This is a genomic window from Paraclostridium sp. AKS73 (assembly GCF_025671395.1).
Taxonomy (GTDB): domain Bacteria; phylum Bacillota; class Clostridia; order Peptostreptococcales; family Peptostreptococcaceae; genus Paraclostridium; species Paraclostridium benzoelyticum.
Map to the genome: position 1 here is coordinate 13,731 of NZ_JAIXHU010000015.1, position 19,910 is coordinate 33,640.

The 19,910-nt window shown below is 27.1% G+C and carries 26 protein-coding genes; 2 read left to right on the forward strand and 24 right to left on the reverse strand.

The genetic code is table 11. The features are described 5' to 3' along the window. Nucleotides 1-106: 106 nt before the first annotated feature. The 5 genes from LEQ07_RS09865 to LEQ07_RS09885 form a co-directional block, all read right to left on the reverse strand. Entirely contained in the window at nucleotides 107-685 is a 579-nt protein-coding gene (locus tag LEQ07_RS09865; RefSeq protein WP_263330496.1) for a hypothetical protein, read from the reverse strand. Between the two features lie 29 nt (nucleotides 686-714). Beyond that, nucleotides 715-1,980 (reverse strand): dynamin family protein, encoded by a 1,266-nt coding sequence (locus tag LEQ07_RS09870; RefSeq protein WP_263330497.1) that lies wholly within the window; start codon nucleotides 1,978-1,980, stop codon nucleotides 715-717. Nucleotides 1,981-2,307: 327 nt separating this feature from the next. Continuing rightward, nucleotides 2,308-3,411, reverse strand: coding sequence for a dynamin family protein (locus LEQ07_RS09875; RefSeq protein WP_263330499.1), 1,104 nt, complete (start codon nucleotides 3,409-3,411; stop codon nucleotides 2,308-2,310). A 190-nt stretch (nucleotides 3,412-3,601) separates the two neighbouring features. Beyond that, on the reverse strand, nucleotides 3,602-4,486 hold the full coding sequence (locus LEQ07_RS09880; RefSeq protein ID WP_046823600.1) for a sigma-70 family RNA polymerase sigma factor: 885 nt from the start codon (nucleotides 4,484-4,486) through the stop codon (nucleotides 3,602-3,604). A gap of 412 nt (nucleotides 4,487-4,898) precedes the next feature. Beyond that, complete coding sequence (locus LEQ07_RS09885; RefSeq protein ID WP_263330501.1) at nucleotides 4,899-5,444, reverse strand: type I restriction enzyme HsdR N-terminal domain-containing protein; 546 nt, start codon at nucleotides 5,442-5,444, stop codon at nucleotides 4,899-4,901. Nucleotides 5,445-5,793: 349 nt separating this feature from the next. Between LEQ07_RS09885 and LEQ07_RS09890 the strand changes: the two genes are divergently transcribed. After that, nucleotides 5,794-6,642, forward strand: coding sequence for a CAP domain-containing protein (locus LEQ07_RS09890; protein ID WP_263330503.1), 849 nt, complete (start codon nucleotides 5,794-5,796; stop codon nucleotides 6,640-6,642). 72 nt (nucleotides 6,643-6,714) lie between these two features. On the opposite strand, the gene LEQ07_RS09895 is transcribed toward LEQ07_RS09890, so the two are convergent. From LEQ07_RS09895 to LEQ07_RS09930, 8 genes are all read right to left on the reverse strand, one after another. Continuing rightward, nucleotides 6,715-7,665: an ABC transporter permease gene (locus LEQ07_RS09895; RefSeq protein WP_263330505.1), complete on the reverse strand. Its 951-nt coding sequence runs from the start codon at nucleotides 7,663-7,665 to the stop codon at nucleotides 6,715-6,717. Further along, entirely contained in the window at nucleotides 7,652-8,404 is a 753-nt protein-coding gene (locus LEQ07_RS09900) for an ABC transporter permease (RefSeq protein WP_263330506.1), read from the reverse strand. The genes LEQ07_RS09895 and LEQ07_RS09900 overlap by 14 nt, the downstream gene beginning before the upstream one ends. Nucleotides 8,405-8,773: 369 nt before the next feature. Next, complete coding sequence (locus LEQ07_RS09905; protein ID WP_263330508.1) at nucleotides 8,774-8,929, reverse strand: hypothetical protein; 156 nt, start codon at nucleotides 8,927-8,929, stop codon at nucleotides 8,774-8,776. A 179-nt stretch (nucleotides 8,930-9,108) separates the two neighbouring features. Beyond that, nucleotides 9,109-9,318: a hypothetical protein gene (locus LEQ07_RS09910; protein ID WP_263330509.1), complete on the reverse strand. Its 210-nt coding sequence runs from the start codon at nucleotides 9,316-9,318 to the stop codon at nucleotides 9,109-9,111. After that, nucleotides 9,319-9,996 carry an ABC transporter ATP-binding protein gene (locus LEQ07_RS09915; protein ID WP_021433553.1) on the reverse strand — a complete coding sequence of 226 codons (678 nt, stop codon included), beginning with the start codon at nucleotides 9,994-9,996 and terminating at the stop codon, nucleotides 9,319-9,321. It abuts the gene before it with no gap. Nucleotides 9,997-10,240: 244 nt separating this feature from the next. Then, entirely contained in the window at nucleotides 10,241-10,981 is a 741-nt protein-coding gene (locus LEQ07_RS09920) for a sensor histidine kinase (RefSeq protein ID WP_263330512.1), read from the reverse strand. A 101-nt stretch (nucleotides 10,982-11,082) separates the two neighbouring features. Further along, complete coding sequence (locus LEQ07_RS09925; RefSeq protein WP_263330513.1) at nucleotides 11,083-11,358, reverse strand: hypothetical protein; 276 nt, start codon at nucleotides 11,356-11,358, stop codon at nucleotides 11,083-11,085. Then, complete coding sequence (locus LEQ07_RS09930) at nucleotides 11,345-12,046, reverse strand: response regulator transcription factor (RefSeq protein WP_046823591.1); 702 nt, start codon at nucleotides 12,044-12,046, stop codon at nucleotides 11,345-11,347. Before LEQ07_RS09930 ends, LEQ07_RS09925 begins: the two co-directional genes overlap by 14 nt. 381 nt (nucleotides 12,047-12,427) lie before the next feature. Here LEQ07_RS09930 and LEQ07_RS09935 point away from each other — a divergent pair, with 381 nt between their 5' ends. Next, the gene (locus LEQ07_RS09935) at nucleotides 12,428-13,666 is read left to right on the forward strand and encodes a DUF1002 domain-containing protein (protein WP_263330515.1); all 1,239 of its coding nucleotides are present in this window, start codon (nucleotides 12,428-12,430) and stop codon (nucleotides 13,664-13,666) included. A 38-nt stretch (nucleotides 13,667-13,704) separates the two neighbouring features. Here the strand turns inward: LEQ07_RS09935 and fliN are convergent, their stop codons facing one another. The 11 genes from fliN to LEQ07_RS09985 form a co-directional block, all read right to left on the reverse strand. Next, nucleotides 13,705-13,968: a flagellar motor switch protein FliN gene (fliN, locus tag LEQ07_RS09940; RefSeq protein WP_052952065.1), complete on the reverse strand. Its 264-nt coding sequence runs from the start codon at nucleotides 13,966-13,968 to the stop codon at nucleotides 13,705-13,707. Nucleotides 13,969-13,972: 4 nt separating this feature from the next. After that, nucleotides 13,973-14,860 carry a flagellar motor switch protein FliM gene (locus tag LEQ07_RS09945; RefSeq protein WP_046823589.1) on the reverse strand — a complete coding sequence of 296 codons (888 nt, stop codon included), beginning with the start codon at nucleotides 14,858-14,860 and terminating at the stop codon, nucleotides 13,973-13,975. A 119-nt stretch (nucleotides 14,861-14,979) separates the two neighbouring features. Then, entirely contained in the window at nucleotides 14,980-15,333 is a 354-nt protein-coding gene (locus LEQ07_RS09950) for a response regulator (protein ID WP_021429429.1), read from the reverse strand. 27 nt (nucleotides 15,334-15,360) lie between these two features. Next, nucleotides 15,361-15,906 (reverse strand): CheR family methyltransferase, encoded by a 546-nt coding sequence (locus LEQ07_RS09955; RefSeq protein ID WP_263330517.1) that lies wholly within the window; start codon nucleotides 15,904-15,906, stop codon nucleotides 15,361-15,363. Continuing rightward, a complete protein-coding gene (locus tag LEQ07_RS09960; protein WP_261813409.1) occupies nucleotides 15,906-16,178 on the reverse strand; it encodes a hypothetical protein in 273 nt (90 codons plus the stop codon). Before LEQ07_RS09960 ends, LEQ07_RS09955 begins: the two co-directional genes overlap by 1 nt. Next, complete coding sequence (locus LEQ07_RS09965) at nucleotides 16,165-16,644, reverse strand: chemotaxis protein CheW (RefSeq protein WP_263330519.1); 480 nt, start codon at nucleotides 16,642-16,644, stop codon at nucleotides 16,165-16,167. Before LEQ07_RS09965 ends, LEQ07_RS09960 begins: the two co-directional genes overlap by 14 nt. Nucleotides 16,645-16,662: 18 nt before the next feature. Continuing rightward, complete coding sequence (locus LEQ07_RS09970) at nucleotides 16,663-17,148, reverse strand: chemotaxis protein CheD (protein ID WP_046823587.1); 486 nt, start codon at nucleotides 17,146-17,148, stop codon at nucleotides 16,663-16,665. An 11-nt stretch (nucleotides 17,149-17,159) separates the two neighbouring features. Further along, a complete protein-coding gene (locus tag LEQ07_RS09975) occupies nucleotides 17,160-17,774 on the reverse strand; it encodes a chemotaxis protein CheC (protein ID WP_046823586.1) in 615 nt (204 codons plus the stop codon). 17 nt (nucleotides 17,775-17,791) lie between these two features. Next, nucleotides 17,792-18,412 carry a CheB methylesterase domain-containing protein gene (locus LEQ07_RS20120; RefSeq protein WP_332843088.1) on the reverse strand — a complete coding sequence of 207 codons (621 nt, stop codon included), beginning with the start codon at nucleotides 18,410-18,412 and terminating at the stop codon, nucleotides 17,792-17,794. Continuing rightward, nucleotides 18,412-18,852 carry a response regulator gene (locus LEQ07_RS20125; RefSeq protein WP_317852060.1) on the reverse strand — a complete coding sequence of 147 codons (441 nt, stop codon included), beginning with the start codon at nucleotides 18,850-18,852 and terminating at the stop codon, nucleotides 18,412-18,414. The genes LEQ07_RS20120 and LEQ07_RS20125 overlap by 1 nt, the downstream gene beginning before the upstream one ends. A 77-nt stretch (nucleotides 18,853-18,929) precedes the next feature. Continuing rightward, the gene (locus LEQ07_RS09985) at nucleotides 18,930-19,910 is read right to left on the reverse strand and encodes a chemotaxis protein CheA (RefSeq protein WP_317852061.1); all 981 of its coding nucleotides are present in this window, start codon (nucleotides 19,908-19,910) and stop codon (nucleotides 18,930-18,932) included.

Sequence of the window (19,910 nt, forward strand, 5' to 3'; positions counted from 1 at the left end):
ACAGGGTTTAATAAAATTACAGATAATATAGCATTTTCATTATATAAAATATATAATAGATGTTAGACTGAAAAAGCGTTAATTAAGTTTAATTAACGCTTTTTTGTTAAAGTTTATCTATATATTCCTTCAAATCAGCTTGAAGTTCTTCTATTTCGTATTCATTCATACATGCATCTTTTGAATTTTCAAATATTCCTTGATCTATTCTTATAATTTCTTTGCTAGCTTTTTCGTATATATCTATTAATATATTTTTTATCTCAAATTTTATATTATCTTTGAAGTTTTCTATATCTTCTATTATATCTTTATTCATCTGATCTTGTTTTAACTTATCATATAATACTTTTCCAATTCCTCCAGTTACCGTACCGGCTAAAAGGAGTGGTGGACAATAAGTAATCATAGCTGCCCCTATTGTTACGCTTGGAGCAGATGCAGATAAAGCAGCTGCATATACAGCTAGTGCACTACCAGATGTAGCTCCAAGTAAAGCCCCTGTTCCAATAGTTGCTAGCATTTCGTTCATATCTATTTCTTCTTCATTTAATTTAACCTTAGGTAAGTCTATATTGTAATCTCTATAGTTTATGTCTTTTATAAACTCTTTTATTTTATTATTAGTAATGCTATTAACTTCTTTTATACATTCATTCCACTCTTTAAAAAATAATTCATCCAATTTTACCTTTTCATTATTTATGACATTATTTATATAGCTATCATTATATATTCTCTAGCTATATCCATATTTTTATTTATTAGATGTATTTCATCTTCTAAAAAGCTTTTATCCAACCACTCATTTATCTCAAACTCCATTTTAGCTTGTATATAATCGAACTTTCCATTTAATAAATTTTTATGATTTGATAATTCTTGTGATAGCATTTCTAATGACTTTAAGTATTCATAATGATATACCTTTTCTTTGTGTTTTAAGGCTTCTATAGATGAGTTTACACTTTGAAGTTTTATTTCATCATTACTAGTTCTAATACTTTTTAAAAATTCTATTAATGATACAAAGTTTCTTTTTAATTCATCTGAGTATTCTGATACCAAATCATGTTCTTTTGCTACAGCATTTTTTATTATATTATTTTGATACTCTAAATGAGATGATATTATAAAAAATTTATCTATATATAGGTCATATTCATCTTCTATATACTCTAAAACTTCTTGATGATTGTCATGTAGCAAATCTCCTTTGTTTAACACTCCAACTATAGGTTTCCCATAAGATGCAATTAATTCTACAGCATCTTTTATATCTTCTTGACCTATATGGGTTGAATCAAAAACATATAATATTACATCGGCATTTTGTATATATTTTATAGATTTATTTTCATTTTCTGATGTAATACTTTTTAATCCAGGCGTATCCACTATGCTAATATCCTTTAATACATCTGAATTTATACCTATATTTATGCAGTTTTGCTCTATTTCATAAGTTTCTTCTTCATTATAAAAAATATTTATAATCGATGATGTAGCTTCTAATACATCTACCTCTGATACCTTGCTTCCTACAATAGCGTTAACTAATGTAGATTTTCCTGACTTAACTTCTCCCATAATCGCTAATTTTAATTGGCTATATGGTTTCTCTAACAAAATATCAAAATTATTCATAACTTCTTCTAGGTTATGTTTAATAATCTTTTTAAAAGGTACATTTTTCTCTTCCATTAAATAATTTCTAACTGGAGATTCTATAAAAGTACATCTAGCTTCTTCAATATAATTATTTAAGTTACCCAACATAATCCCCCCATTTTTTAAAATATTATTAATATCATTAACTTTTCTTAAATGTTCTTTTATTATCATATAATCTGTGTATTTTCTTCTAAATGCTTTGGTGGATTTATTAATTATATCTTTTTCTATACTGTTTAATTGACTATCTAAATAATTTAATAAATTTGACCTTAATTTATTCCTTTCATCTATAATTAAATACATATTTGTTTGGTAATTTTTTACTTTTTTTTAATTTACTTAAAAAAAATCTATTTCTTTTATATTGATTTTTCCTTCTTTATTAAATATTCAATATTTAATATTTCTTTGACTTGCTTATATTTACATCAATATGGTTTAAGTCATCTGTTTCATCACAACATAAAATTTTCTTATTTAAACTTAAATACATATTATTAAGTTCTATTTCTAGTAAGTTTTCTAATTTTTTTAATTGAGTGTAAACACCATTAGCTTTTAAGTTTTCAATATTTGTACATGTGTTTATTTTATTTTCAAAATATGATTTTAACTTCTCAATTTCATAATTTATATCTCTTTTATTTGATCAAATTTATATAAGTATTCATATAAATCTCTTTTGTAAATATTAATTACTTTTCCTAAATGTTCACTACTAATCTTTAAATGCATATACTTTGACTTAATTTGCATTTTTTCTGAATTTATTTTAAAATTTCTATTTATACTTTTTATTAATTCGTCTATATTACTTAAATTAATAAGTTTCTTATTATTACTTATATATCCATCAACTGCTTCTTTGGAAGATATAAAAACTATATCTGCAAAATAGTCTTTATATAAATTTACAACTTTTTCTCTAACTTTTGATAAGTCATTGCATTTATTTCTTATCTCATCGACTTTATTTACTACACAAATTATATTATTATAATCATCGCTTAATACATAATTTTCATTCAATTCAACTATCATATCGTTACTTGATTTTGAAACTATGTTCTTTGCATCTAAAATCCATATTACCCCATCTGCTCTTTTATAATAATTAGCCATTCGTTCTTTAGTATTTTTAAGTAAATTTTGATTTAAACCAGGGGTATCAACTATAATAAAATCATTTAAAATTCCACTTTTGTTTATATAATGCTTTACCTCCACAATATCGTATTTATATAAATACTGTTCTTCTAAAGACTTTTTGTAATCCTTTAAATCATAAACACTTAAATCATTATTCTTCTTTATTCTCTCAAATTTGTATTTTATAAATTTTTTTGAGTTCTTAACTTTTTCTTCTTCTTCTTCTAAAATTGATAACCCTTCATCATACTCATAAGATTTAGTTTCATATCCACGTACAATATCCATTTTTTTAGAATCAGATGCTGTTAATATATCTAACCTCCATGTATTTGGAGTGTCTTTTGTTTTTAATTTATTATCTTTTATCAGTGAGTTTATTAGAGTTGATTTTCCATATTTTCCAGGACCCATAACAAATAATAAAAATGGGTCTTTAAGTTCATTTATACTTTTAGAAATTATGTTTATTTCTTTTTCAATTTCAACTATAAGCTTATACGTTTTACTTGACTCTAAAAAAGATTGCATCTTCATATTTTTTAGAGTCTCTTTAATAGTTTCAATATCTGAATAGATTTCCATATAAACTTTTTCTCGATTTGAATAATACATAGCATCAATCCTTGAAATAAGTTTTCATATACTTTAAATTATATTAATATACATACTCTTAATATGACTTACTTTATAAAACTAATTTCCTTAAGCATAAAAAAGCTATGCAAACATTTCGAATAACGTTTGCATAGCTTTTTACATAAATAGATATATTTTAATAAAAATGCTTTAATTGTTTTAATCTACTTGGATGTCTTAGCTTTCTTATAGCCTTAGCTTCTATCTGTCTTATCCTCTCTCTTGTAACACCAAACACCTTTCCTATTTCCTCTAATGTCTTAGGTATATCATCATCTAATCCAAATCTCATTCTAAGAACTCTTTGTTCTTGTTCGCTTAATCCAGTTAATAACTCTTCAATTTTCTCTCTTAAGTTATGTTGTTCTACTTCATGCATAACTACATCCCCAAAGTATGCATCTGAAGGTATAAACTCAACTAAGCTACTATCTTCATCCTCTTTTATAGGTGTATCCAATGAAACTATGTTTTTATCTCGTTTAAGTAGATCTATTATTTTTTCTACTTCTATCTCACATGCTACAGCTAACTCTTCTATTTTAGGTTCTCTTTGTAGCTCTAGTGATAATTCCTGTTTTTTTCTTTTCACAAAGTTAATTCTTTGATGTAGATGAACAGGTATTCTAATAGTATTCTCACAATCATCTATGTATCTAGTTATACTTTGTTTTATCCACCATGTAGCATAAGTACTAAATTTATATCCTTTTTTATAATCATACTTTTCTACAGCTTTTATAAGTCCTATATTTCCTGCTTGAATTAAATCAAGCATATCGATATTTTCTTTTCTATATTTTTTAGCAATACTAACAACTAATCTGTAATTTGCATTGATAAATTCTTCCTTAGCTCCTATAAATGATTCATCTATCTTTTTAGCTAATTCAATTTCCTCCACCGCAGACAACATTTTGTACTCTTCAATTTCTTTTAAGTACATTTTCATAGCATTTGATGAATTTGATGAATCACTGTAAATGTAATTTTCGTAAGTATGTTCTCTTTTAGCCCCCATAATCTACCCCTTCTATCTCTAATAATTTGTTAATCAAATTTAAAAAGTGTCTGTAGTTTCATCCTCATGTTAATAGTATGTAAACTTTTCTAAAAAAATACTTTTTAGTTGTCAACAAATTCCTATATCTATTATTCTACACTTACATATCAAATTCCTTGATTATTTTTATATTTTTTTAAAATAATATTTTATTAACTACAATATTACTATAAAGAACAAAAGACTGCACAATGTGCAGTCTTTTACCCTCGAACGACAAAGTCAAATCCCTATTAATAAATCCAATAATAATCCTTGCCCCTATATTACGGTAAAATATTAATGAGATTATAACAGATTTATAATACCATTAATAAAAGGGTTTAGTCAAGCTAAACCCTCATTTCATCGCAAATTTAAGCATATTTTATTATTTATTGTCGTGGTTGCATCCACAACTTCCGCCACAGCATTCATGGTCTTCACCATGGCTATGTCCACCACAACATTCATGATCTTCATGGTCATGATCTTCTCCACATCCACATTCATGAGATGCTTCATGCTCTTTTACTAATTCTTCCATTTCGAAAAATTCTTTTACCATAACATCATACTCTGGAAGTGACTCTTCTGTATCATATTCTTCACCAGTCCAGTTTGCATACATCATTTCATTTCCATTAGTTAAAACAGCTCTTCCTGCTAAAGTTATATTATCTACATCTTCTAAGAAGTTAACTGCTTCTTGAGCTACTTCTCCTTGTAAAGGTGTTTCCTCATCTAGGCATTTTATTATCATAACAGGAGCGTAAAAATCTTCATTGTCTTTTACATTTACCATTATATCTATTACACCTTCTGCACCTTCTTCAAATTCTGATAACGCTACATCTGTATCTATCATCTCTTGTGGAACAAATAAATCTTCCATTAAGTATTTTATAACTCTATCTTTTACTAATTCTTTTGACATAGTAATTCTCCTTTCATCTTTTGGTAATTTTACCTTTTAATAGTATACCATTTTTTTATAATTTAACTAAATTTTTTGCTATTTATATTTAAATTTAAAGGTTTAATGCTTTTATACCCATCAATATAGTTTTTACACTATTTTTGCATATATACTCTAATTTTTACATTATTGTAATTTATATATAATATTTACATAACTTAACAATGCATAAATGCTGGGCTTTATGATACTATAGTTACATCCAAGATATAGGCGCTAGGGGGTAGCTCGTCTTGCAGGTTACAAAACAGTAACATTTTCAAACAATTCATTTATAAAACTATAACATTAAAGAGGTGACTTAATTATGAATATCAAAGTTAAAACATTATTATCATTAGGTGTAGTATCTATAATAGGAGTTTGTTCTACACTACCTATTAATGCTGCATCAAATGAAACTATATGCAAAAAAGTTTATTGCGACAATAAAGGCTATGAGGAATACTTATCTGTTAATGTAAATGGTAAAGACTGTTCAACACCTATAAAGCCTTTACACTATTTAATACAAGATATTTTAAATAATAAAGGGAAGTGTCCTACTTCACAAGCTAAACCATCTACTCCTAATGTAGATAACAATACTGAATCTAAGCCTGATTCTAAACCAGAAGGTAATACAGATTCTAATTCAAATAAACCATCTACTCCTAATGTAGATAATAATACTGAATCTAAGCCTGATTCTAAACCAGAAGGCAATACAGATTCTAATCAAGAATCTAAACCTGAAGTAAAACCTGATCAACCTTCTAATCCATCTGGTAACTTTGCAAGTTTCCAAAAAGAAGTATTAGATTTAGTTAATAAAGAAAGAACAAGCAGAGGGCTTCAAGCTCTTAAGTTTAACTCAGAATTATCAAATGTAGCTACTTTAAAATCACAAGATATGATTGATAAAAACTACTTTGACCATACATCACCAACTTATGGGTCTCCATTTGACATGATGAAGAAATTCGGTATAAGCTATACTTCAGCTGGAGAAAATATAGCTATGGGACAAGAAACTCCACAAGAGGTTATGAATGCTTGGATGAATTCTGACGGTCATAGAAAAAATATACTTAACCCAGATTTCACTGAACTAGGTGTTGGTATAGCTGCAAAAGGTTCTTCTTTATACTGGACACAAATGTTTATAGGTAAATAATATAAAATAAATATAAAGCCTATATCTAATTATTAAATAATTTAAGATATAGGCTTTAGTTATATATATCCTCTATATACTTTCTTGTCTAATATTTTCTATTATACTTTCTTTATTTAACTTTTTCATAGGTATATACGATGCAATAAATGTAACAGCAAATGTACCTAAAACACATACTAAAACTGCCTTCCATGGAAGTATCATACCAAATTCTACAACATCTCCAATAGTTTTATTCATAATTATATCTATTGCAATTGCTATAGGAACTCCATACACTAATGCTAAAACTCCATATAAAAGACTTTCAAAATATATCATCCTGTTGAATCCACTAGGCGTTGTACCTATAGATTTAATTATTGCAAATTCTCTTTTTCTTAGATTTATATTTGTACTTATTGTATTTACTATATTTATTATACTTACTAAAGATATAATAAATATAAATCCATATACAAATATTTTTACTACAGTAATAGATGTCTCAATTTTTAATGATTCTTCTACTTCATCACGTACATCATATGCATATTTTTTACAGATCTCATTTACTGTTTTTCTTGTATTTTCTTTTTTATCAGAGTATATGTATATATTTGAATCACTTATTTCATAGCCTAACTTTTTACCTACCTCATTATAAGTTATAAAATCTATTCCCATATAATTAGACTGTTTACTTCCTATAGGTAAATCGTTAGTAGTAGCTAAAACTTTTAATTTTATAGGCTGCTTTATCTCTTTATCATTTTTATCAAAATATCTCTTATATGCATATATTGTATCTCCAACTTTATAATTAGTTAATGAAATATCATAAACTTTACTACGTTCTCTATAATAACTTTTATTTCTAAGTATTATCCCATTTTCTTTTATAGCTGTTTCTTTATCAAAGTTCCCATCTTTTAATTTTATTGTGTTTATATCTTTATCTGGTATAAATTGGAAATGATTCTGTCCAATATCAAAGTCATATACAACTTTATTATTTTTACTCTTTTTAGAAAAAATCATCTATAATTTTTTTATATTTTTTATTTATATCATTTTCATTAACATTTATACCTACCCCATAGTCATTAGTAACACTAAGTTTCTTTATTCCATTTATTTTATTTAAATCTTCTATTATATTATTATTTTCTTGGATACCACTTTTCCAAACTCTTATATCATAAGTCATCCTACCTGTATTTACTTCACTAGCTTTTTCAAATAAATCTAAAAATCCACTAAATGATATAAATATAACTACACTAATTATTAAAGAAAATAACGTTATTCTAAATTTCTTTTTGTTTCTTCTTAAATTTTTATATGCAAGAACACCTTCTGTTTTAAATAATAATTTAATTAATTTAGAGTTTTTTACTTTTCCTAATTTTAGATTACTACTATTTCTTATACATTCAAGTGGTGATGTTTTGGCTGATCTAATAGCTGGAAATATTGCTGATACAAATATTGTAAATAGTACAATTACTGCACTTAACACTATTACGTATGGATTGTAAACTAATCTTAAATTCATATTTCCAATTTGTGAATTATTAAATGATGCTTGTATCAATTTTAATACTAAATCAATAACAAAAGTACCTATTATTAACCCCACTGGTATTCCTATCAAACTAACTATAATAGCTTCTATAAATACCAATTTCATGACTTGATTTTTAGTAGCTCCTATGGAATTTAATACTCCAAATTGTTTTCTTCTTTCACTTATTGATATGCTAAATGAGTTATACACTGTAGCTATTGTACATATAACAACTAATGTTATTACAATAAATATTGCTATACTTACTGTTTTATCGATATTTGCATAAGCACTTGCACCTTTTAGAGTTAATAAACGATCATTAAATGATAGATTTTTATAATGAACACCATTATCATTATTCTCATCATCTAAATTGCTGGTATCAACTACTTCCTCTTTTAGTCCTAAGTTCTTTGCTATAGATTCTGATATTTCATAAATTTCTTTTGGATTATTGGCTAATACACCTACTTTTAATCTATCATTTTTAGATTTACTATTTAAATCTAAGTATGTTATTGAACTTACAACATCATTTCCTATATCATTTTTAGTTTTTTCATAATACCAACTATTTTAAAATCTTTGTTTTTTCTTTACCATAGTCTCATATTCCCATAATGCTGGACTTTCTAAGCTTTGTCCACCTGCAGATAGCCTTTTTCCAATATCTAGTGTTATATTGTCTCCTACTTTTTTATTAATTAAAGATATAGCACTTTCACTTATCACTATTTCTTTATTATTTGTAGGAAGTTTCCCCTCCTTTAACTTTACTTGATAGCTTTCAAAAGCAGTCTTGTCATATTCTTTTACTTGAACTAAGTTTTTCTTTTCATTATTTAATTTTGAATATCCTAAGCTATCATATACAAAGCTTTTAGATAAACCTGCACTATTTGTTATAATATCTAAATCATCTTTTTCACATTATGAAACATAGCATGATAATCTCCCTTATCAGCTATTGTTTCTCTAATCTGATAATCTATAAAACTTTCAACCATATTACCTATTCCACATATTAAAGCTGTAGATAATATTATTCCTATTATTGTAACTATTGTTCTTTTCTTATTTTGTTTTAAATATCTTAAAGTTAAGCTGTAATATAAGTTCATTTATATCACCTCATTAGCTATAATCATTCCATCTTCTATGGATATCACTCTATCTGCTTGTAATGCAATATTATTATCATGAGTTATCATTATTAAAGTTTGATTGTATTTTTTTACTGATAACTTTAAAAGTTCAATTACTTCTTTAGAATTTTTGCTATCTAAGTTTCCTGTTGGCTCATCTGCTAGAACTATTGCTGGTCTATTTATAAGGGATCTACCTATAGAAGTTCTTTGCTGTTGTCCTCCACTTAATTCATTTGGAAGGTGATTTTCTCTTTCTTTTAATCCTAAAGTTTTTAATAAATCATTTAAATATGCTGTTTCTATTTTTCTATTATCAAGTTCTGCTGGTAGTAGTATATTTTCCTTTACACTAAGTACTGGTATCAAATTATAAAACTGATATATAATTCCTATATTTCTTCTTCTAAATATGGATAAGTCTTTTTCTTTTAAGTTGTATATATCTACATCATTTATAAATACATTTCCACTAGTTGGTTTATCAACTCCACCTAATAAATGAAGTAAAGTACTTTTCCCACTTCCACTAGGTCCTACTATTGCAACAAATTCCCCTTTATTTATTGATAAATTAATATTTTTTAAAGCATCTACTTTTGCTTCTCCCGTGCCATAACTCTTTGTTAAATTTTCAACTTTTAAAATTTCCATATAACCTTTACTCCTCATTTTGTAAATTTCACCTTATTTAGTTCATAATACTTATATTACTTTTAATTTCTTAACTTAATTTTAAAGATATAAAATTACTTTAAAGTGAATTAAATATTACAAATTAGTCACTTAGATTTTATGGAATATTATATTAAACTGAGTTCCTTTGTTTTTTCACTTTTGACATAAATATCACCATTTTGTCCTTCAATTATAGACTTTGCCATAGCTAGTCCAATACCTACGCTATCTTCTTTTGAACTACTTTTCCTTTATAAAATCTTTTAAATATATGAGGTAAGTCTTTTTTATATATCCCTTCTCCACTATCTTTTATTACAATTTCTGTGTATAAAGAATTTTCTTCATAACTAATATCTAAGCTTCCACTAGAAAAAGTATGTTCTACACAATTTTTAATGATATTAACCAAAGCTTCTATAGACCAATTCATATCTCCTAAAAACATAGCTTCACTATCACCATTTATACTCACATCTATATTTTTAAGTTCTATTGGAATTAAACTTGGCTGAATAGACATTTTTATTAATTTTTTAACATTTACTTTTTCACTTTTAAAATTTATTACTTTAGCTTCTACTTTCGAGAGTTTTAGCATGCTTTTTATCAGCCATTCCATTCTATTTAACTGAGATTTTATCTTTTCTAAAAACTCTATTTTAGATTCTTCTGGGAGGTCATCATACATTAAGTCATTAAGTATTATAAGTGATGTCATAGGTGTTTTTAACTGATGTGAAATATCAGAAATAGTATCATTTAAAAATATCTTTTCCTTACTTAAAAGTTCTACTTTTTCTTTAAGTATGTTAGTCATTTTCAAAAGTTCCGTTTTAAGAAGACCTATCTGACCTTCCTGATTTTTATTTTTCATCTCAAATTTTTTACCTTCTGAACTATTGTATACATATTCAGTCATATCTTTTATATCACTGTATATAGTCTTAAAATAATGCATAACTAAGATTAAAATAGAAATAAATAGCACAAATATAGATAACAAATTTATACTAAATATATCCTTTATACTACCTCTTACAATTGGCTCATTATTTAATCTTATATTTTTATCATAGCTATATTTTTTAGTATTTCTTTACCTAAACTTATATCATCTTTTGATTTTCCTTGAGTTACTATTCCTACAATATTATTTTCTAAATTAGGATGCTTAGATAATATAGATCCTATTATAGCTTGATTATTTTCTACTACCTTATCTTTTATTATATTTACACTTATAAAGCTAATTCCTACGCAAAGCATTACAGTAATCACAAATAATATAGTGTAATTTTTTATAAAACTTTTTATTTCAGCATTAGATAGAAACACTATTTTCACTTCCGTTCCATTTATATCCTAATCCCCTTACTGTAAGTATGTATTTGGGATGACTTGAATCATCTTCTATTTTTTCTCTAAGTCTTTTTATATAAACAGTAATTGTATTGTCATTTACAAAATCACAAGCAACATCCCATAATTTTTCTAGTATTTTAGTTCTACTTAATACAACATTATTATTTTTAATTAATATTAATAATAGCTTGTACTCAACAGAGGTTAACAAAATTTCCTCTTCACCTTTGTAAACTCTAGCTTCTAAAGTATTTATAGTTAAGTCTTTAAATTTAATTACCTTTTTATTTTCATTGCTACTGCCTTTTCTCCTAAGTACTGCATTCATCCTAGATATAAGCTCCCTAACTCTAAAAGGTTTGGTTATGTAATCATCTCCTCCAATATCTAGCCCCATAACTACATTCACTTCTTCATCACAAGCACTTAAAAATATTATAGGAGTATCTTGAGCTTCTCTAATTTCCTTGCAAAAATCGTAACCATTTCCATCTGGTAACATTACATCTAAAAGAACTATATTATACTTTTTATCTTTAATACTATTTCTACTTTTCTCTAAATCATTGCATATATCAATATTAAATCCTTCTTTTTCTAGTGCATACTTTACTGCAAAAGATATTGCACTATCATCTTCTATCATAAGTACATTTATCATTTTCTCACCCAATTTCATATTTATTTTAATCAAATTATAAAGTAATTCGAACTATATATTATTTCTCTCCAAGTTACTTAATCCAATCTAATATTTTTATCTAACTATTATCATATATTATTTTATTTAAAATCAATGTCGAAATTTGCATTATATTCGATTTTTCTATATTAATTAAGATAAGCCCTTTGGAAGGAATTTTTTCTTCTTTTTTGCTTTTAAAATATATATGTTTTTTATTTTGTTAATTAATCATTCGTTAGATGCATATATAATATTTGAGTAAGAACTCTAAAAATGTTATAATTTTGTAATCGTCAAAATTTACAAAATGCTTTATTATATTAGTATCTGTTTAAATTATTTTAAAGGAGATTAATTATGAGTTTAAAAAAGAGAGTTACGTCAATTATTATATGTTGTACTGTTATATTAGGAAGTTTTAGTTTAGTATTCGCAGATTCTTCAAGAGTTGTTACTTTAGGAGCTAACTTAAGCTCTGAGCAAAAGCAAACTATGCTAAAATACTTTGGTGTAAATCAAAATGATGCAGTTGTACTTGAAGTAAATAATCAAGAAGAAAGAAAGTATTTACAAGGTATAGCACCTGAAGCTCAAATAGGAACTAAAACTTATTCTTGTGCTTATGTTGAACCTACTAAGGCAGGAAGTGGAATAAACGTAAAAACAGCAAATATTACGTGGGTTACTTCAGCTATGATAGCTAGTACACTTGCTAGTTTAGGTATAACTGATGCTAACTGTGTAATAGCTGCTAATTTCCCTGTAAGTGGAACAGGAGCCCTTACTGGTGTAATGAAGGCCTATGAGGATGCTACTGGTAAGCCTCTAGATGAAAACAAGAAGGAAATAGCTACAGAAGAACTAGTTGTAACTGGAGACTTAGGCCAAGATATAGGTCAAGATAAAGCTACAGGAATAGTTAATGATGTAAAAACACAAGTTATTAAGAATAATACTAGCGATACAGTTCAAATCGCAGATACAATAAATAATATTACTAATAATTATAATGTAACATTATCACCTGAACAACAAAAACAATTAGAAGATTTAATGCTTAAAATTTCTAAACAAGATTATGACTACGGTAAAATGAAAGATGCCTTAAATAGCGTATCAGATACTGTAAATGAAAATTTAAAAGATTTAGGTGAAAGTGTAAACAATTCAGGTATATTAGATACCGTTAAAGGATGGTTTACTGGAATTGGAGATTGGTTTGCTGGATTAACAGGTTCTAAAGATGAAAATCTAGGTATACTAGAAAATACAAATGATAGTTTGCTTGGTGAAAATGCACACATAGATGCTACTAACAAAGATGCTATAAATTTACCTTCTAGTGAGCAAGTTGAAGGGTTCTTTGGTAAGGTATGGCATTGGTTTACAGGATTATTCAATGGAGATTCTAACAACTCAGAAAATAGTAATAACAATAATACAACTGAAACAAGTTCTCCAAATGAAAATACAGAACAATCTAATTCTAATGAAGTTAATAACAATGAAAACGTAGATTTAAATAATAATTCAAGTGAAAATCTAGTTGAAAACCAAAATAACAACGTAGACAATAATACACAACAAAATAACTAAAATAAAAAAGGCAGATAAATTATTATCTGCCTTTTATATTATCCTATAGTCTTTACCAATTCTTCTTCACCTAATATGCGAGTTATTCTAACTCCGAAATTTTCATCTACAATTACAACTTGCCCATAACCAATTTTTCTACCATTTACATTGATTTCAACTTCTTGTCCTTCAAATGTATCTAGCTCAATTAAAGATCCTTTTGATAACTCAAATATATCTTTTAATGCTATTTTAGTTCTTCCAAGCACCGCACTTACTTTAAGCTCTATATCTAATACTCTTTCAAAATTTTCACTCATATGATTACACTTCCTTTTTTACACTATCTGTTATAATAACACCACGCTTATTTTTAATAAGACCTGGTTTACATTTAAAAGATCTTGCTCCTCCTACATTAAGGTCTATATCTCCATCTATTTTAGTATCTAGAGTTATAACATCTCCAAGCTTTAAATCTAATAACTCTTCTACACTTATTTCAGTTCTACCTAATACTGCAACCATTTCTGCACTTGTTCCACAAATTTTATTGTAAATAGCATTTGTGAACTCAAAATCATATTCAATATTTTTACTTTTGAAAAGTCTTTTTGGTTCTAATTGATCTAATACAGGCTCCATACAACTGTATGGGTTGCAGAAAGACATTCTACCTACTTCTTTATTTCCATCCATCATTCTCATGTGAGATATCAATACTGACTCACTAACTGGATATTTTTTACTAGAACCTACATTTGTATAAACATTAGAAACATCCCTATGATCACAACCTTCAAATATATGCATTTTAGTTAAAAACTTACTACCTATATAAGATATTAACTCTCTGTCTACTTCTGTTAACTCTCTATTGTAATCACTGAAGACCCCATCTCCTCCAAGTATTAAATCTACAAATGTAAGCGCAACACTCTTATCAATTTGATATATAAGACCTTGAATTAGTGGCTGTATTGAATGTTCAATAATTACTGAGTCATTAGAAATCATGTTCATAAACTCTTCGTAGTTTGTTTGTTCTATTTTTTCTAATTTACACACTATATTAGGTCTTTTTAATTCATAAGCTACAAATAAATTTATATTCTTACAAAATTCTTCTTCTATTATAGATAAGAATCTCATATTTCCTGTAGAATATCTTTGCGGCTTTTTAAAGTCATATACAACAATTCCTTGGCTCATAATCTATCTTTATCTCCTCTATAAATTTCATTGCTTTAAAAAGTCATATACAGTTTTTCATACTTTAAGACTATAAATAAATCTTTGGATAATATAAAATAACCTCTTATATTTTAATTTTATAACTTAGATAAAGCTGATACTATGATTTCCTCTTTAAATGGCTTTACTATAAATCCTTTTGCTCCATATATTATAGCTTCTTTCATTCTAGCTTCTTGACCTAATGCTGAAACCATTACTACGGAAGCTGCTGGATCAATTTTTTTAATTTCTCTTAATGCTTGTAAACCATCCATTTCCGGCATAGTTATATCTAATGTTACTATGTCTGGTTGTAATTCTTGGTATTTTTCAATAGCCATTACTCCATTTTCCGCTTCTCCTACTATTTCAAAATCATAATTTTGAAGCATAGTACGTATAGACATACGCATAAATGCTGCATCATCAACTATTAATACTCTTTTCATAATTTCTTCCTCCATTTATGTCAATTATTATCTTTTTATTTTATATTTTCTATATACTGACGGTTTTACTCTTTGAAAATCGGTTTGCAGGTTAGATAAATTTTCTGACATACCTATAATCAAATACCCTCCAGGTTTAAGTGAATCATATAATCTTTTTATTAATCTTTGTTTTGTAGGTGTATCAAAATATATCATTACATTTCTACAAAAAATAACATCGTATTTACATTTTTCCCAACCTAAACTATTATTTAAATTAAAATATTTAAAATCAATTAACTGTTTTACATTATCATCAATCATATAGTTTTTTTCACTTACTTTTTTAAAAAAGCTTTTTTTCCATGCAGCTGGCAATTTTGATATTTTATCTTCTGAATAAATTCCAGCCTTTGCTTGTTTTAATACATTATCAGAAATATCTGATGCAGTTATACTAACTTTAAATTTTGAACTTTTTCCAAGTATAGATGATACTAACATAGCAATACAATAAGGCTCTTCTCCTGTAGATGATGCGGCTGACCAAATTTTAATTCCACCAGCATGAGGTCTTTTTAAGCTAGGCATCAGTATTTCATTTTTAAAAAATCATAATGTTGCTCTTCTCTCATAAAATATGTAAAATTTGTAGTAAGCTTCTCTACAAGTGTTGATGCTTGTTCTCCTGTACTATCTTTCATTAGATTATCTATATAACTTTTAAAATCCGTAAATCCTAGTTTTTTTACCATTAATAATAATCTAGTTTCTATTAATGTTCTTTTGTTTTCTAAGTTTATTCCATAGTTATTATACATATAATTTTTTAATCGTAAAAAATCTTGATTAGTTAGTTCCATCGTTAACATCCTCTATAATTTTCACTAAAGAATCGCAGTCTAATATCATTTGAACATCATCATTAATTTCACTAACACCTTTTATAAAGTTTTGTTTGTAGTCTTCTTTACTTGAGTTCATTTTCATAATTTGATTAGGCAAAATAGTAATAACTTCATTTACTGCGTCAACAATTAGTCCAATTTTTTCCATATTATTCTCTATTATAATTATACACGTTCTTTCATTATAGTCTATAGGTTCTATATCAAATCTCATCCTAGCATCCATAACAGGTATAATATTACTTCTTAAATTTATAATTCCCTTCATATATTCAGGTAGAAAAGGAACCTTTGTTATTGGCAATACCTCAATAATTTCTATAATGTAATTTGATGATAATGCATATTTTTGACCATTTATAATAAACACCATGTATAAATCATCTATTTTACCCTCTATTATTTCATCATTTGCATTCACAAATAATACACCCTCCTTTTAAATAACTTTTTCGCGTTTTCCAACACTCTTAATAGTTAGCTTATTTGTAAGAGTATCAAAGACAATAGTCCTTCCACAAGAACCTAATACATCTTCAGAAACAATAGAAATATTCAACTTAGCTAATGTCTCTTTGCATGATTTTACATTTTTTTCTCCAATAGTAAAAATACTACTACCAGAGTTTTTAAAATTAAACATATGAGCTCCACCAGCTAACTTAGCTCTTATAAGTCTTTTGTTAGCCCCGGATTTTATCATTTGATCATATAATAAATAAATTCCACTATCTGCATACTTCGATTTATTATCCATCTTTTTGTCAACTTTTGAATCTGGAAGCAAAATATGTACTAATCCTGCAATCTTATTTATTTCATCATACAAAACTACGCCACAACATGACCCAAGTCCAACAGTCATTATCTTTTCTGGTGCTCTTACAATGTTAGATTCTGCTATTCCTACTGTTATAATTTTCATTAACTGTTCTCCTAACAAGCAAAACCTAGTGAGGATAGTAATTTTTCACATGACTCAACTTTAGGAATAAAATAATATTTACCTTCTATATTGTTATCGGTTGTAAAGAAGTCAGTCTCTATACATAGTATCGAATCTGAAACTGGCCCATATAGAGATATCGGTAAATTCATAATTGCTCTTACCATATCTACACTAAAATATGGAATAGAAGGATCAATGCTTAAGCTAGTCATATCTGAAATTGCTGTCAAATATGTACCACATAATATATTGCAAATTTCTCCTATTGAACTTAATTCCTTACGTACTAAATCATAGTCTTCTTTGTCAAACTCTAAGTTGTTTCCAGTTACTTTTGATAATAGATTAATTGCAGAATCAAGTTTCATTATAACTAGAATAAATCCTTCCATATCTCCTGATAATTGTAAAACAGTTCCTACAACTAGCTCTTCTGGAGAATCATAACTATTAGTTATATCAGAAAAACTGATTAAATCACTCTTTGGAATTCCTATATCTACAATCTCATTCAGCATCATACCTAATGAAGTAGATGCATTTCCTGATCCTATATTACTAATTTCTCGAAATACATTTAATTTATCACATTCAAAGTTCATATATACCTACTTTCCATCTACTCTTTATCTCTTATCGTAGATTCTGATCTTTTTAATTGATTTAATATTGCATTTGGTATCATATCTAAAGAAGTTTCTTTCAAGACAGCTCCAATATTCTTTGCTGCCATAGGCATTCCATAAACAACACATGAATGCCTATTTTGTCCTAATGTATATCCGCCTGCATTCTTTATATCAAGTAGTCCCTTAGCTCCATCAGATCCCATTCCGGTTAAAATAACACCTATAGTATTTTTCTTAGAAGCTTTTGCTACTGATTGAAACAAGTAATCTACTGAAGGGCAGTGTCCACTGACTTTTTCCCCCTCTTTAATTTCTAATACATATTTATTGTTTCTTTTTTCAACTCCCATTTGTAATGCTCCTGGAGCTATATATGCATGTCCGCTTAAAATTTCTTGCCCATCTTTACCTTCACATACATTTATAATACACTCTTTGTTTAACCTCTCTGCATATCTTTGAGTAAATACAGGTGGCATATGTTGTGTTATTACTATTCCTGGTAAGCCAACTGGTAACTGTTTTAAAAGTTTTCCAACAGCTTCTACTCCTCCCATAGAGGCTCCAATAGCAATTATATCTGTATTAGATTTAGTTCTTATATTTTTTATTACACTTTTTTATTTGCAACAGTATTAGGTTTATTTAAATTATTCCTTGAATAATTGTCTTTAACTAGTTTAGCTACAGATGCCTCTTTTATTTTACTCGCTAACTCGTTTGCAAAATTGTTCATTCCTCTTGAGTCTGGTTTTTCTACAAACCCAACAGCTCCTGCATTTATTGCCTCAAAGCATCTATCATCTGCACCACTTATAACAATAGTTGGTATTGGGCATTGTTCCATCAAAATCTTTAAAAACTCAATACCGCTCATACCTGGCATCTCAATGTCTAATGTCAATACATCTGGTCTTAGTTCAATTATTTTATCTCTAGCTTCATAAGGATCTTTAGCTGTTCCTACGATCTCTAACTCTGAAAATTCTTGAAGATACTTAGCTATAACACGACGAAATATACTAGAGTCATCAATTATTAGAACTTTTATTTTTGTTTACTTCCATATAACGTCTCTCCTTCTGAGTATTTAAGATGTCTTCTATACTTTAGTTTGATACATTTTGATTACTCACTGATAATTGCATTTGCATCAATTATCAAGCTAATAGATCCATCCTCTAATATAGAACATCCAGACATATATGATTGAATTTTTTCAAATTGTGTTAATAGTTCTGGTATAGGTTTTATTACCACTTGTTGTTGTCCAATTATTCCATCGACAATTATACAAACATTACCTATCTCAGATTCAACTAAAATCATAATTCCATTGTCATTTTTTTGAGTATCTATTCCTAATATATTTGATAGTCTTCTAATTTCATAACAATTTCCTCTTATTATGCTATGTTCTTCTCCATTTGGATTTTTAACTATCTCATAGGCACCTTGTCTAAATACTTCTTTTATGTTAAGTGATGGTATTATATATATTTCATCACCTACCCTAACTTTCATTCCATCAACAATTGCTAAAGTTAAAGGAATTCTAATTACTATATTTGTACCTTGTCCTTTTTCACTATCAATAGCTATTGAACCTCTTAACTGTCTTATATTAGTATATACAACATCCATTCCAACCCCTCTACCAGAGTACTCACTTACAGCTTCCTTTGTAGAGAATCCAGGTGCTAATATAAAATTATAAGCTTCTTTATCACTAATTTCATCTATGCTTTTACTTGTAATTCCTTTTTCTATAGCTTTTTTAACGATTGCTTCTTTATTTAAACCTCTACCGTCATCTTTTATTATTATAACTACATCTCCACCAGTGTTTTTAGCCTCTAATAATATAGTTGCTTTTTCTGGCTTTGAAGTTTGTTGGCGTTCTTCTGGAGTTTCTATTCCATGGTCCATACTATTTCTAATCATGTGCATTAATGGATCAGATATATTCTCAAGAATATTTTTATCAACTTCTGTTTGATCTCCCACTAATTTTAATTCTACTGATTTACCAGTCTTTCTACTCATATCTCTTACAACTCTTTGCATTTTTGTAAAAGTTGAAGATATAGGAACCATTCTCATAGACAT

Bases quoted from the DNA above. Each gene is read 5' to 3' on its own strand.
- LEQ07_RS09975 (WP_046823586.1), bottom strand. From the start codon at position 17,774: ATGAACTTTGAATGTGATAAATTAAATGTATTTCGAGAAATTAGTAAT.
- LEQ07_RS09960 (WP_261813409.1), bottom strand. From the start codon at position 16,178: ATGGAACTAACTAATCAAGATTTTTTACGATTAAAAAATTATATGTAT.
- LEQ07_RS09970 (WP_046823587.1), bottom strand. From the start codon at position 17,148: ATGAAAATTATAACAGTAGGAATAGCAGAATCTAACATTGTAAGAGCA.
- LEQ07_RS09930 (WP_046823591.1), bottom strand. From the start codon at position 12,046: ATGATAAATGTACTTATGATAGAAGATGATAGTGCAATATCTTTTGCA.
- fliN (WP_052952065.1), bottom strand. From the start codon at position 13,968: ATGAGTGAAAATTTTGAAAGAGTATTAGATATAGAGCTTAAAGTAAGT.
- LEQ07_RS09875 (WP_263330499.1), bottom strand. From the start codon at position 3,411: ATGGAAATCTATTCAGATATTGAAACTATTAAAGAGACTCTAAAAAAT.
- LEQ07_RS09955 (WP_263330517.1), bottom strand. From the start codon at position 15,906: ATGCCTAGCTTAAAAAGACCTCATGCTGGTGGAATTAAAATTTGGTCA.
- LEQ07_RS09950 (WP_021429429.1), bottom strand. From the start codon at position 15,333: ATGAAAAGAGTATTAATAGTTGATGATGCAGCATTTATGCGTATGTCT.
- LEQ07_RS09880 (WP_046823600.1), bottom strand. From the start codon at position 4,486: ATGGGGGCTAAAAGAGAACATACTTACGAAAATTACATTTACAGTGAT.
- LEQ07_RS09885 (WP_263330501.1), bottom strand. From the start codon at position 5,444: ATGTCAAAAGAATTAGTAAAAGATAGAGTTATAAAATACTTAATGGAA.
- LEQ07_RS09985 (WP_317852061.1), bottom strand. From the start codon at position 19,910: ATGTCTATGAGAATGGTTCCTATATCTTCAACTTTTACAAAAATGCAA.
- LEQ07_RS09935 (WP_263330515.1), top strand. From the start codon at position 12,428: ATGAGTTTAAAAAAGAGAGTTACGTCAATTATTATATGTTGTACTGTT.
- LEQ07_RS09870 (WP_263330497.1), bottom strand. From the start codon at position 1,980: ATGTATTTAATTATAGATGAAAGGAATAAATTAAGGTCAAATTTATTA.
- LEQ07_RS09910 (WP_263330509.1), bottom strand. From the start codon at position 9,318: ATGAACTTATATTACAGCTTAACTTTAAGATATTTAAAACAAAATAAG.
- LEQ07_RS09945 (WP_046823589.1), bottom strand. From the start codon at position 14,860: ATGAGCCAAGGAATTGTTGTATATGACTTTAAAAAGCCGCAAAGATAT.
- LEQ07_RS09895 (WP_263330505.1), bottom strand. From the start codon at position 7,665: ATGATTTTTTCTAAAAAGAGTAAAAATAATAAAGTTGTATATGACTTT.
- LEQ07_RS09920 (WP_263330512.1), bottom strand. From the start codon at position 10,981: ATGCATTATTTTAAGACTATATACAGTGATATAAAAGATATGACTGAA.
- LEQ07_RS09890 (WP_263330503.1), top strand. From the start codon at position 5,794: ATGAATATCAAAGTTAAAACATTATTATCATTAGGTGTAGTATCTATA.
- LEQ07_RS09915 (WP_021433553.1), bottom strand. From the start codon at position 9,996: ATGGAAATTTTAAAAGTTGAAAATTTAACAAAGAGTTATGGCACGGGA.